This is a genomic window from Metabacillus hrfriensis (assembly GCF_030127205.1).
Lineage (GTDB): Bacteria > Bacillota > Bacilli > Bacillales > Bacillaceae > Bacillus_P > Bacillus_P dongyingensis.
The window spans coordinates 3,972,090-3,984,916 of record NZ_CP126116.1 but is presented as its reverse complement, the minus strand read 5'-3'; the positions used below and the strand labels follow the sequence as shown (position 1 = coordinate 3,984,916).

Annotated in this window: 16 protein-coding genes and 1 other annotated feature; of the genes, 14 read left to right on the top strand and 2 right to left on the bottom strand. The window is 40.7% G+C overall.

Going from position 1 to position 12,827, the window contains the following annotated elements; all coding sequences use genetic code 11:
• Positions 1 to 28 precede the first annotated feature (28 nt).
• Positions 29 to 607: a tRNA 5-(aminomethyl)-2-thiouridylate-methyltransferase MnmM gene (mnmM, locus tag QLQ22_RS19795; RefSeq protein ID WP_252207288.1), complete on the bottom strand. Its 579-nt coding sequence runs from the start codon at positions 605 to 607 to the stop codon at positions 29 to 31.
• Complete coding sequence (gene mnmL / locus QLQ22_RS19790; protein ID WP_284015391.1) at positions 604 to 1,569, bottom strand: tRNA modification radical SAM protein MnmL/YtqA; 966 nt, start codon at positions 1,567 to 1,569, stop codon at positions 604 to 606. Before mnmL ends, mnmM begins: the two co-directional genes overlap by 4 nt.
• Before the next feature lie 180 nt (positions 1,570 to 1,749).
• Here mnmL and QLQ22_RS19785 point away from each other — a divergent pair, with 180 nt between their 5' ends.
• The 14 genes from QLQ22_RS19785 (at position 1,750) to QLQ22_RS19720 (ending at position 12,822) form a co-directional block, all read left to right on the top strand.
• Entirely contained in the window at positions 1,750 to 2,013 is a 264-nt protein-coding gene (locus tag QLQ22_RS19785) for a YtzC family protein (RefSeq protein WP_223437406.1), read from the top strand.
• A 12-nt stretch (positions 2,014 to 2,025) separates the two neighbouring features.
• Positions 2,026 to 2,187 (top strand): glycogen biosynthesis protein GlgD, encoded by a 162-nt coding sequence (locus QLQ22_RS19780; RefSeq protein ID WP_223437404.1) that lies wholly within the window; start codon positions 2,026 to 2,028, stop codon positions 2,185 to 2,187.
• Positions 2,188 to 2,345: 158 nt separating this feature from the next.
• Positions 2,346 to 2,735, top strand: a complete 390-nt coding sequence (locus tag QLQ22_RS19775; protein ID WP_223437402.1) for a GntR family transcriptional regulator — start codon at positions 2,346 to 2,348, stop codon at positions 2,733 to 2,735.
• Positions 2,728 to 3,606, top strand: coding sequence for an ABC transporter ATP-binding protein (locus QLQ22_RS19770; RefSeq protein WP_223437400.1), 879 nt, complete (start codon positions 2,728 to 2,730; stop codon positions 3,604 to 3,606). The genes QLQ22_RS19775 and QLQ22_RS19770 overlap by 8 nt, the downstream gene beginning before the upstream one ends.
• Positions 3,600 to 4,589: a hypothetical protein gene (locus tag QLQ22_RS19765; RefSeq protein WP_223437398.1), complete on the top strand. Its 990-nt coding sequence runs from the start codon at positions 3,600 to 3,602 to the stop codon at positions 4,587 to 4,589. The genes QLQ22_RS19770 and QLQ22_RS19765 overlap by 7 nt, the downstream gene beginning before the upstream one ends.
• A 14-nt stretch (positions 4,590 to 4,603) precedes the next feature.
• Positions 4,604 to 5,302 (top strand): ABC transporter ATP-binding protein, encoded by a 699-nt coding sequence (locus tag QLQ22_RS19760; RefSeq protein WP_223437397.1) that lies wholly within the window; start codon positions 4,604 to 4,606, stop codon positions 5,300 to 5,302.
• Positions 5,292 to 6,080, top strand: coding sequence for an ABC transporter permease (locus QLQ22_RS19755; protein ID WP_284015390.1), 789 nt, complete (start codon positions 5,292 to 5,294; stop codon positions 6,078 to 6,080). Before QLQ22_RS19760 ends, QLQ22_RS19755 begins: the two co-directional genes overlap by 11 nt.
• A gap of 276 nt (positions 6,081 to 6,356) precedes the next feature.
• Entirely contained in the window at positions 6,357 to 7,547 is a 1,191-nt protein-coding gene (locus QLQ22_RS19750; RefSeq protein WP_284015389.1) for an MDR family MFS transporter, read from the top strand.
• A 22-nt stretch (positions 7,548 to 7,569) separates the two neighbouring features.
• Positions 7,570 to 7,827 (top strand): hypothetical protein, encoded by a 258-nt coding sequence (locus QLQ22_RS19745; protein WP_284015388.1) that lies wholly within the window; start codon positions 7,570 to 7,572, stop codon positions 7,825 to 7,827.
• A gap of 243 nt (positions 7,828 to 8,070) precedes the next feature.
• A complete protein-coding gene (locus QLQ22_RS19740) occupies positions 8,071 to 8,394 on the top strand; it encodes a DUF4257 domain-containing protein (RefSeq protein WP_223437388.1) in 324 nt (107 codons plus the stop codon).
• Between the two features lie 168 nt (positions 8,395 to 8,562).
• Positions 8,563 to 8,795, top strand: a binding site (T-box leader).
• A 103-nt stretch (positions 8,796 to 8,898) separates the two neighbouring features.
• A complete protein-coding gene (leuS, locus tag QLQ22_RS19735) occupies positions 8,899 to 11,313 on the top strand; it encodes a leucine--tRNA ligase (RefSeq protein ID WP_284015387.1) in 2,415 nt (804 codons plus the stop codon).
• 236 nt (positions 11,314 to 11,549) lie between these two features.
• Positions 11,550 to 11,864 (top strand): rhodanese-like domain-containing protein, encoded by a 315-nt coding sequence (locus tag QLQ22_RS19730; RefSeq protein ID WP_252207282.1) that lies wholly within the window; start codon positions 11,550 to 11,552, stop codon positions 11,862 to 11,864.
• A gap of 535 nt (positions 11,865 to 12,399) precedes the next feature.
• On the top strand, positions 12,400 to 12,639 hold the full coding sequence (locus QLQ22_RS19725) for a DUF2553 family protein (protein ID WP_223437382.1): 240 nt from the start codon (positions 12,400 to 12,402) through the stop codon (positions 12,637 to 12,639).
• The gene (locus QLQ22_RS19720; RefSeq protein ID WP_070876571.1) at positions 12,640 to 12,822 is read left to right on the top strand and encodes a sporulation protein Cse60; all 183 of its coding nucleotides are present in this window, start codon (positions 12,640 to 12,642) and stop codon (positions 12,820 to 12,822) included. It abuts the gene before it with no gap.
• Positions 12,823 to 12,827 lie beyond the last annotated feature (5 nt).

Here is a 12,827-nt window from a genome sequence, read left to right as displayed (position 1 = left end):
AAGACCGGGATCATAACCCGGTCTTTTTCTATGCCTGCATTTTTTCAATTGCAATAATAAATGGAGCGCTGTTCTTCTGATTAAGAAATTGATACTTCAGAACGTGCGCCTTTTTTTGATCCAGCTGACAGGCATATTCCATAATAGCATCACGTTCAATTTTTCCGCCAGGATGTCCGTGATAAATAACAAGAATAATGACTCCTCCCTGCTTCATCAAGGAAAAGAGCTGTTCAATTGCCTGAATAGTCGATTCTGGCTTTGTGATAATTTCTTTATCGCCGCCGGGCAAATAGCCCAGATTAAAGACAGCTGAAGCTACCCGTCCGGAGATACCCTTCGGCAAGCAGTCAGCTGCATGTTCATGGCTTTCTTTAAATAGTGTCACACGTTCTGTAAAAGAGTGATCAGACAGTCTTGATGATGTAGCGTTGATTGCATCATCCTGAATATCAAAGCCATAAACATGTCCGTTCTCACCGACAAGCTCTGCAAGAAAGACCGTGTCATGTCCGTTTCCAATTGTTGCGTCTATTGCAATGTCCCCTTGAGCAACAGTCCTTGCCAAGATGGATTTTGCATAAGGAAGCACCCGTTCTAGTTTCATTCTGCGATTACCTGTTCTTTCTTAAAATATTTTCCCTGAAAACTTCCGCGGTTCTTAAGTTCTGCATCTATCGAGTTGAGAACATCCCATTTATTCACACTCCACATTGGGCCAATCATTAGATCAATCGGTCCATCTCCTGTAATCCGGTGGACGATCATATCCGGAGGCAGAATTTCAAGCTGGTCGCATACTAAGCTTACATAGTCTTCTTTTGTTAAAAATTCCAGCTTGCCTTTCTCATACTGCTTTACCATTGGAGTCCCTTTCAGTAAATGGAGAAGATGGATTTTTATGCCCTGAACATCGAGCTTTGACACAGCTTGGGCTGTTTCCATCATCATTTCATTTGATTCAAGCGGAAGTCCGTTAATAATATGGGAGCAAATTCGAATGTTATGTTTTCGCAGCTTCTCCACGCCTTTTTTATAGCACTCATAGTCGTGAGCACGGTTTATAAGCAATGATGTCCGTTCATGCAAAGTCTGAAGCCCAAGTTCCACCCACAGGTACGTTCTTTCGTTTAATTCGGCCAAATACTCAACAACATCATCGGGCAGGCAGTCTGGCCTTGTGGCAATAGATAGTCCGACAACTCCATCCAATTCCAGTACAGACTCAAATTTCTCACGAAGGACCTCAACGGGTGCATGAGTATTTGTATACGCTTGAAAATAGGCCATGTACTTGCCGTTTTTCCACTTTTCGTGCATCTTTTCTTTTATTTGATTGAATTGAGTAACAAGATCCTCTGCGCGGTTTCCCGCAAAATCTCCTGAACCGGCAGCACTGCAAAATGTGCAGCCGCCATATGCAGCTGTACCGTCACGATTGGGGCAGTCAAATCCTCCGTCTAATGCTACCTTAAACACTTTATGTCCAAAGTGATTTCTTAAATGATAATTCCATGTATGATACCTTTTTTCATCTGATGCATATGGAAAAGGGTTAATCTGCTTCAAACTAGAAAAACCTCCTTAATTGGTAAATAGCCATCAGAGCATTTTATCATGGTGTTTGCCTTGATGACAAACACCTGAAAAGTCTTTTTCCAATTGTTTTCCCGTAATTTGAATTCTAATGTTGTGCAAACTATACGTAATGAAGTGAAATGCTTCATTTACTTATAGGGGGTTTGCAAAATGGCAACAAGACAATCTGTAACTGAATGTCTCGACCGATGCACAAATTCGTATGACTATGCCAGAAATCAATTCGCTGAAGGATCTAAGCAGGAGCATTACAATGACACAGAGTATTCAAAAGCTCAGCAAATGCTTGAAGATGCAGTAAATGAGTGCAATTCCTTAACATTAAGCGCCAATGATCAGCAAAAAGAACAGCTTTACAGAATGCGTCTTCAGCTTCAGCAGCTTCAAAATGAAATGATTTTACTGGATCATTAGGAGGCCTTTCAGATGAAAAAACGTTCAAAACAGAATAACCCTGAACAAAAGACAAGAAACGGCTCTAATAACCAGGATGTAGAATTTGGGAAAGACTTTGAGCCTGTTAAGCAATCAAAGAAAAAGTATGAGCAGCAGGGTCAGCCTGTAAAATCGAAACAGCGTTCCGAATAAGTTTGAAAACTGCTTCCGTTATGGAGGCAGTTTTATTTTATAAAAACCAATTGACAATGTATGTAAAAAAACATATTGTATTAAGTGTACTATATTAACTATTACACTTAATACGACAGAGACGGTACATATCTCGGTTAAAGAAAGAAGGGAGACCGATGATTCAAATTGATCCGCGCAGTTCAACCGCGATTTATGAGCAAATCATACAGCAAATGAAAGAGCTTTGTTTAAAGGGAATAGTAAAGCCCGGAGAGAAGCTGCCGTCTGTCAGAGAGCTCTCAACAATGATTATTGCAAATCCAAATACAGTCAGCAAAGCTTATAAAGAATTAGAACGGGAAGGCATTATTGAAACATTGAGGGGCAGAGGAACGTTTGTATCGGAGAATGCCCAAATAACATTGGATCAGGGGAAGATGGAGATGATTAAAGAACAGTTGAAACCCCTCATCGTAGATGCTGTATATGCAGGGGTAGACATTGAAATTATCCATAAATGGATTGAGGAAATCAGCAGGGAAATGAGAGGTGGAAGAAATGATTGAGCTGAAGAATCTTTCGAAAACGCTTGATGGAGAAAAAGTACTTGATTCCATCTCCCTGAAGCTTGGAAAAGGAGAAATCTTTGGATTACTTGGCCGGAACGGTTCGGGAAAAACCACGATTTTACGGTTAATTCAGCAGATTATTTTGCCTGATGAAGGAGAGGTTTTGTTTGATGGCGTCACCATTAAAGAAAATCCTCTTGTTAAACGGAAAGTGATTTATGTGTCTGTTCAGAATCCTTTTTATGACAAATACACTTACAGAGAACTAGTACGTATTTTAAAGCCGCTCTATCCAGATTTTGATGTGACTTACTCAAATGAATTGATTAACAGATACGGAATACCGGAAACAAAAAAATACCGTGAATTATCAACTGGTTTGAAAAAACAGCTGTCCCTGATTCTTGCATTTGCCACACGTCCTGCAGTGATTCTGCTTGATGAGCCTACTGATGGCATTGATGCTGTTACCCGTCATGACCTGCTTCAGCTTATGATCGACGAGGTCGCAGAAAGAGAAACAGCGATTCTCATCACATCACATCGCTTAGAAGATATTGAACGAATCTGCAGCCGGATCGGTTTTTTAGAGGGAGAATCACTTGAAAATGTGATGGATATGGATTCTGTAAAAGAAGATTACATGAAAGTTCAGGCTGTATTCGAAGAAGATGTTCTTCTTAAAATCAGAGAACGAAATATCTCCATTTTGGATTTCGCAGGTGTATTCTATACACTTCTCTTAAAATGTGATGACAAAGAGAACCAGGATTGGCTGAAATCGTTAAGACCGAAAGTGTGGAATCAGCTCCCGGTTAATTTAGAAGAAGTATTTATCGCTAAGTTTGGAGGGAAGCGAAGATGGTAGGAGGAGGTCTTTTTGAAAAAGAGTTTAAGCAAGTACGATCGCTGTTTCTCTTGTTAGTAATATTTAATTCGTTTGCAGTGCCATTTTCCGTATGGTCCCAGTATTCAGGTCATATGGAATTAGTAAAAAAATACCCAGATTACACGCCAGAGCCGTTTGTTTTTCAATTTGGAGCAGATCCGCTTCTTTTCATCAGCTCATTGTTTGTCTTTTTTATTGCTATTAACCAAATAGGAACGGAACGGGCAAAAGGAATAATGGATTTTACTCTGTCCCTTCCATATATGAGATCTAAAATATTTTTCGTGAAATGGGTTTTAGCTTTTGGAATGATCGTATTATCCACGCTCATATCGCTGATTTTAACAGGCAGCTATATTGAATGGCACGATATTGCTGTATCTCAGCCGCTGTTCAGTTATTACTTTCTCTATTTTTCATCCCTTGTAATGTTTTATACGCTAACTTTGTCTGCGGGAGCCCTAACCGGAACGCCTTTTGCACAGGGACTCACAGCAATCAGTGCTTCAGTCCTGCCTCTGCTGTTTACATTTGTCATAACAGGGAATATTCAGGCATTCAGCAATGATTCCTATGTGGAAATGGAAAAGTGGTATGAAGCAGGGTATTTACTTACTCCGGCTATTCAATTTTTCGGAGGAATAATATTTCGGGATATCCCTTCCGAATACAGATACTATTTCTTGATTCCTGGCTGTATGGCCATTCTTTTCTACCTTATCGGCCATTTTTCATTCATTAAGCATCCAAATGAGCGAAACGGCAATTTCTTTTTATGGAAAGAGCTGAACTTACCAGTTCAAATGATTGTCATTCTGCTGGGTGTTCTTGGTTTCAGTTTAAGCGGTTATGGCATCTCCAGCGGAAATTTCTCAGGTTATATAATTGGAGCTTTAATCGGTGCTGCTATAAGTATTTTACTCGGCTATTATTTAATCTATAAAAAATCAAAGCAGGCATAGGAGAGGGAACGAAGATGATTAAGGTACAACATTTGCATCATTCCTTTAAGGTTGGGAAAAAAGGCAGTGAAAAAGAAATTCCTGTTCTAAAAGATGTATCGCTTGAAGTGAAAAAAGGGGAAATTGCATCGATTGTCGGCAGAAGCGGTTCCGGAAAATCGACTTTGCTGAACTTAATTTCAGGCTATATCCCTCCTACAGCAGGAAAGATCATTGTCGGCGGGACGGAGGTTACTGAATTTAATGAAAAAGAGTGGGCGGAATTTCGTTTGAATACATTCGGGTTTATCTTTCAAAGCTTTCAGCTGATACCAAGCCTGACTACATTTGAAAATATTGAACTCCCTTTAACTCTGAAAGGGATTCCATCATCAGAACGGAAAACACTCGTTACGGAAATGCTGTACCGAATCGGATTGGAAAATCACTCTGCCCATTATCCTAATGAGCTTTCCGGAGGGCAGCAGCAGCGTGTCGGTATTGGACGAGCCCTGATTACTAATCCGGAAATTATCCTTGCTGATGAGCCTACAGGCAGCTTAGATTCTGAAACAGAGAAAGAGATTCTTGATTTGATAAAAGAATTGAATGCTGAAAAAGGAATCACCTTCTTCATTATTACTCATGATGAAGAGGTCGCAGAATACAGTGACCGCAAGTTTGTCCTTCAAGATGGCGTGTTAAAGGAAAGGGGCGTTCCTGTTGAAATTTAAAGATCAGCTCAATCTGGTGAGACGCAATATGAAAAAAAATCGGATGCGGGTATTCATGACCGTACTTGCTACAACGATAGGATGCGCTTTTTTAATTGTCCTCGCGTCTGTTGGATTCGGCATGCAAAAAAGCATGCAGGAGGAGTTATTAAGTGCACAGAAGCTAAATGAAATTCAAATCAGCGGAAAAGAAACAGACGGTCAATTTGAACAAGCAACAAAAGAGCAGATTAAGGAGCTTGAAAATACCGAACATGTGGCAGCAGTCGTTAGAAGATCAGGAGTATCCCAGACTGCCCAAACAGAAGTCAAACTGTCGGACAGGACGTCTGCCTTTGCGGGTCCCGTTCTTACGAATATGGAACAGGAGCTGAAGGGAAATACGAAACTAGTGTCTGGAAATGCTCCTAAAAGCGATAATGAAATCATTGTAGGCTATCATTTTGGAAAGTCACTTTTAACTGAAGCTGAGAAAAAGCAGCTGGATAAAAGAAATGAGAATCCAGAGTCGAAACAAGAATCACCAGAGGGATATAAAGGTGAACTCATTGGAAAAGAGATTGTTTTTTCGATGACAGAACAAGTCGAAGATAAATCGGAAACAAAAAGCTGGACGTTTAAAATAGCAGGCGTAGCTGAAGCGCCGGCAAGAGATTTTATGGAGGACTCCAATATTTACATCAGCGAAAAGTGGAAAAGCGAGATGAGGGCTTTTGCTGAAAAAGCAGATGGAGCAGAGGAGTTAGAAGTACCAGAGTATTCGGAGATAAATGGCTAATCGCAGAGATAAAGCGGTTAATTAAACAAAGTATCGGATAAATAGTCCAAAACAGTTGACTAAAGCTGAAATTCCGCTGTAAAAGATTCATTTTAAATAGTGAATTATCGATTCCAGCTAAATGAGAAACTTCAGAACAGCTGTTTGTCGTGTTTAAAATTTCCTTATTGCAATCTCCCTAAAAAAGGACTACAATTTCAGGTGGATTAGAAAAAGACGCGAAGGCACAGCGATGCCTTCGTGCTTTTTTGTGAGTTTTTTGAAGGAGGTTTTCTCATGCCGCGTTCTTTATGGCTATTGATTATTGGCATGCTGATCAATGTTACAGGATCATCGTTTCTATGGCCTTTAAATACGATTTACATTCATGATCATCTCGGCAAATCGTTAACCGTTGCCGGTGTGGTTCTCATGTTTAACTCTGCTGCGAGTGTGGCAGGAAATTTGATTGGCGGTGTTTTATTTGACCGCTATGGCGGATACCGTTCGATCTTAAGCGGAATTATCCTTACATTTGCAGCTATTTTAGGTCTAGTGTTTTTTCATGGCTGGCCATCATATATCTTTTTTTTGACGCTGGTCGGTTTTGGATCCGGAATCGTGTTTCCATCAATGTATGCGCTCGCGGGAACGGTTTGGCCTGAGGGGGGAAGGAAGGCTTTTAATGCCATTTATGTCTCTCAAAATGCAGGGGTCGCTGTCGGAGCAGCGCTTGGAGGATTAATTGCGGGGTATTCATTTCAATATATCTTCATTGCAAATGCAGCCTTATATGCTGTTTTTTTCTTGCTTGCATGTTTCGGATATCGAAATATAGCTGTACGACCATCTGCACAAACATCGATTTTGCAGCAGTCATCTAAAGTAAAAAACAATGATAAATTTACCGCTCTTATCATTCTATGCTCAGGATATGCTCTTTGCTGGGTGGCCTACGTACAGTGGCAATCAACTATTGCTGCACATACCCAGGAGCTTGGCATTTCCCTCACCCAATACAGCTTAATATGGACTATCAACGGGGCATTAATTGTTTTTGCCCAGCCTATAGTGAATACCTTTGTTAAGTATTTTGCCAAATCTATAAAAAAACAGATGATGATTGGATTTGTCATTTTTATCGTTTCCTTTGCAGCAGTTTCGTTTGCGGATGAGTTCAGCGGCTTTATGGCTGCGATGATTATTTTGACCGTTGGGGAAATGCTTGTCTGGCCAGCAGTTCCAACAATAGCAAATGACCTTGCGCCTAAAGGAAGGGAAGGTTTTTATCAGGGTTTCGTCAACAGTACAGCCACAGGAGGAAGAATGATTGGTCCGCTGCTTGGCGGTGTGCTGGTAGATCTGTACGGAATAAACATGCTTTTCATAGTATTATTTGTCTTGCTGGTTCTTGCAATGTTTACAACATCAATCTATGACAAAAAATTAAAGAATCAAAAACTGGGAGAAGCCATTCTGACTTCCTAACATAACCAAAGGTGAAGCGGGAATGAATTCTCGCTTTTTTTATTTCGGGGGCGAGTGCCAATTGTCCCGGTTATGCCATCATTCTTTTTTTATCATCTTCAATAAAATTTTGCCCAAACAATATCAGAGATTACTAAAAGAAGCTGATAAATATTTCATTGCTGAAAAAATGCGGCGAGTGTCTGAAAATGCTGATTATGCTCTGATTTTGGATGGTCAGAAACTTATAGATTTTACACATCTGCAGATTGAAAATTCAGGCGGCTGCACGGTGCCGTAATGAATGGTACTTATCACATAGGAGAAAAACCGAAAAAACGTTCGGTCTAGTGAAAAAGTACGATAAATAGTTTCCTGAAAATTCCTTCTATTTAATCAAGCTTGTTTAACCCATATTCACATATAATGGAAGTAAAACAAGCTTCTATTTTTTCATAAACCTGTACAAGCAAAAGAAGAAGCTTAAATATCTTGTACCTGAAGTCGCGTGCCGAAATTATTACGGCTTTAGGAAGGTGATCTTATGCTGCAGACAGTAGTTGTAGCGTCGTTGATTGGGGGGTTAATGGGTTTACTTGGACATGTCAAAAAGAAAGGAAGGATCGAAAAACCAAGAATGACAAAACGGTTTATCTACTTAGGATTCTGGGAAGATATCGCAATGGGGATAACAGCTTCTATCCTGCTTGTTTTATCGACAGAACCCTCATCCTCATTTCAGCTTGTCGTGCTTTCTATTATCGCTGGTTACAGCGGGGAAGCGGTATTAAGGAGTTTTGACTTTGTCAGACAGCAGCAGGACAACACAGTGCAGCCAGAAAAAGACAATGAGCGTCAAGCAAAATAATCTCCTGATGACAGCAAACTCACTTCTTAATCTCTCAAAATCTAACACTTCTCATTTCGCAGAAAATGAACATATCTGCCGCCCATCATCCGATTTCCGCTTTTTCTTCATTTAACAACTTGCATCACGGAAGCAATTTCTATAAAATACAATATATAAAGGTATACGATATGAACGGTGATAAGGAATAGTAACAGACTTTAGATGCTCAGAGAATTGACGGAAGGTGCGAGTCAATCATCCATTGCCTGTGAACTCACCTTTGAGTTACAGACGTCAACTGCAGAACTGCCTGCACAGTAATGTCTGTCGTGATCCACGTTACGGATGCTTAAGTGAGTGCCTGATTGTTGGCGCTAAATTGGGTGGTACCGCGGGAAATTAAACCTCTCGTCCCTTATTGGGATGAGAGGTTTTTTCTATTGTGCGGTTTAATCTTGGGGACAGCCGTTCAGACTGAATACTAAAAGCGAAGAGCAACGCACCAATTTGAGGAGGATTTATATGAGTTTTAAGCACGATAAAGTTGAGAAAAAATGGCAGAATTACTGGCTTGAAAATAAAACATTTAAAACAACAGAGGTCGAAGGTAAACCGAAATTTTACGCTCTTGATATGTTTCCATATCCATCAGGTGCCGGTTTGCACGTTGGCCACCCTGAAGGCTTCACGGCAACTGATATTTTGTCCCGTGTTAAACGGATGCAGGGTTTCAATGTTCTTCATCCGATGGGCTGGGATGCATTCGGACTTCCAGCTGAGCAGTACGCACTCGATACAGGTAATGATCCTGCTGAATTTACAGCAAAGAATATTGATACATTCCGCCGTCAAATTCAGAGCCTTGGTTTTTCATATGACTGGGACCGTGAAATCAATACAACAGACCCTGAGTATTACAAATGGACGCAATGGATCTTCCTTCAATTATATAAAAAAGGTTTGGCATACGTAGATGAAGTGGCTGTAAACTGGTGTCCTGCACTTGGAACAGTTTTGGCAAACGAAGAAATTATTGATGGCAAGAGTGAACGCGGGGGACACCCTGTTGAGCGCCGTCCAATGAAACAATGGATGCTTAAAATTACAGCTTATGCTGACAGATTAATTGAAGACTTAGAAGAAGTGGATTGGCCTGAGAGCATTAAAGAAATGCAGCGCAATTGGATTGGCCGCTCAGAAGGTGCTCACGTTCATTTTGGCATTGACGGTGATAATCAAACGTTTACTGTCTTCACTACTCGTCCTGATACGCTGTTTGGAGCTACTTATGCAGTGCTTGCACCTGAGCATGCGCTTGTTAAAGAAATTACAACTGCAGATCAAAAAGAAGCGGTTGCAGCTTATATCGATAAAATAAAAAGCAAAAGTGATCTTGAAAGAACAGATTTAGCTAAAGAAAAAACGGGTGTATTCACAGGAGCCTATGCGATAAATCCTGTAAATGGCGAGAGAATGCCAATCTGGATTGCGGATTATGTTTTAGTCAGCTATGGAACAGGAGCCATTATGGCAGTACCTGCTCATGATGAGAGAGATTTTGAGTTTGCAAAAACATTCGACCTTCCTATTAAAGAAGTAGTAGAAGGCGGAGATGTCGAGAAAGAAGCTTACACTGGCGAGGGACTTCATGTAAACTCTGATTTCCTGAATGGCTTGAATAAACAAGACGGAATAGAAAACATGATTAACTGGCTTGAAACAAATCAAAAGGGTGAAAAGAAAATTACGTACCGTCTTCGTGACTGGTTATTCTCCCGTCAGCGCTACTGGGGAGAGCCGATTCCGATTATTCATTGGGAAGACGGCACTATGTCTGCGGTGCCTGAAGATCAGCTTCCATTAACATTGCCGAAAACAACAGAAATCCGCCCATCCGGCACAGGTGAATCACCGCTTGCCGTCATTGAAGAATGGGTGAATGTGACAGATCCTGAAACAGGCAAAAAAGGAAGACGCGAAACAAATACAATGCCGCAATGGGCCGGAAGCTGCTGGTACTACTTGCGTTATATTGATCCAAAGAATTCAGAGCACCTTGCTGATCCTGAAAAAATAAAAGAGTGGCTTCCTGTTGATACGTATATCGGCGGGGCCGAGCATGCTGTTCTTCACTTGCTGTACGCAAGATTCTGGCATAAGGTTTTATACGACCTTGGCATTGTGCCGACAAAAGAGCCATTCCAAAAATTGTTTAATCAAGGAATGATTCTTGGTGAAAACAACGAAAAAATGAGTAAATCTAAAGGGAACGTTGTAAATCCGGATGACATTGTAGCAAGTCACGGAGCAGATACTTTACGCTTATACGAAATGTTTATGGGACCCCTTGAAGCCTCAATTGCATGGTCTGAAAAAGGATTAGACGGAGCTCGCCGTTTCTTGGATCGAGTATGGCGTCTATTCGTTGAAGATAACGGGGCATTAAGTCCAAAAATTACAGATGAAATGTCTGACAGCTTAGAGCGTGTTTATCATCAAACGGTTAAAAAAGCAACAGAAGACTACGAAGGCTTGCGCTTCAACACAGCCATTTCTCAATTGATGGTTTTCATCAATGATGCATACAAAGCAACTGTGCTTCCAAAAGCCTACATGGAAGGGTTTGTGAAATTATTGTCTCCGGTTGCTCCGCATCTTGCTGAGGAATTATGGGAAAAGCTTGGACATGAAGGTACGATTTCTTATGAAACATGGCCTGCATATGACGAAGGCAAATTAGTTGAAGACGAAGTTGAAATTGTCGTTCAGGTCAACGGTAAATTAAAAGCAAAATTAAATGTTCCAAAAGATGCAACACGCGAAGAAATGCAGGAAATTGCCCTGTCTGATGCCACAGTTAAAGAACAGGTAGACGGGAAGACTGTCCGTAAAATCATTGCAGTGCCAGGAAAGCTGGTAAACATTGTAGCAAACTGATAAGAAAAGCGGAACCGACTGTTCAGCTCCGACAGGCAGATAAAAATTCGCCGCAAAAGCCCGGGTTTGACTTTTCGACCGAGGAGTTAGGAGATGGACAATAAGTAAAGCAGGAGCAGGTGCTGATGCAGCGCCTGCTTTTTCTCTGATCTCGATGTATAGATGTCTTAAACTGGTATGAGCACAGTATGCTTTGGTATAATAAACTCATCTGCCAGTGAAAGGAAGTAATCCAAATGAAAGAAATTTCGACAGAAGAATTACATAAGAAACTTATAAACGGAGAAACATTGAATCTTGTAGATGTTCGCGAGGATGACGAAGTAGAAGAAGGCATGATACCAGAAGCGAAACACATTCGAATGGGAGAAATCCCTGAAAATCTCGATGCTTTTGATAAAGAGAAAGAATACATCATCGTCTGCCGCTCAGGCGGACGCAGCGGGAATGTCTGCGCATACCTGGAGGACCAAGGCTATAAGGTCACAAATATGGCCGGCGGAATGCTTGACTGGAAAGGCGATACAAAACGCAAAAGTGAATTAGCTTAAGATAAGATCCCTGTTTAGAACAGGGATTTTTTTATGTTTTAGCATTTCTTCCGAGTTGAGCTCAGGATAGTTAGGACAAAGTTCTGGATCGTGAACCCTTGTTTGCAGATCGTTACAGGGCTTATCGGATAGTTGCCCCGATTTAGGAGAATAAGCATAATAATGTCCAGTTCATAAAATGTGTACTTTTACATTTCTGGAGGGATCAATGTACCAAGGGCAGCTGGAAAAGGCCATTCTGGTGTTAAAATTAGTGTTTTGCGATTCATTTTATCGATTTCACGCTCGCACAAATCTATAGTGCAGGATAATAAGAAACAACCGATCCGGGGTCTTCAAACGGAATTTATTTTACTTGCCGAAATAGCTTCATTACAGGCGGAAACCGGAGAAATACTTGCCGATTTGGATGAATTACTATCTTTTTTCCAGATACCTGCTAATTAGAGTGTAAGGGAATAGTTAAATTCAAACATGAAAACGCTATCATAATCTTATACCCTCCAAAATACAATAGAATAAGGAGGGATGTGATATGTCTGAATATCACAAGCTTGAAGTAACGGGACGGGTGCTTGCAAAGCTCCATGGAGAATTCATGGAATTGTATATTGGGAAGGAATACATCGGAAAGCTTGTCATAACTTCTGAGGGACGGGAATATGAATTAGTAAGCGGATTTGTTGTGGAAGGGGACAGGTTTTACCGAATTTATGAACGGAATTGTGAGCTTCAGCAGCAATATGCAGAAGGGTATGATATGGGATGGTGTTAAATGTACAAGGTAGCCGTTTTTGATAAGGAGCATGAAAAAGATCTGGAACGTGAAATCAACCACTTTTTAAAATCCATTTCAGACGAACAGCTTGTGGATATAAAGTACAACGTGGCAGCTGCCTGCAATGAAGATGGCGAGCAGCTTTATTGTTTTTCAGCGTTAGTCTTATACAGAACCTAAAAAAA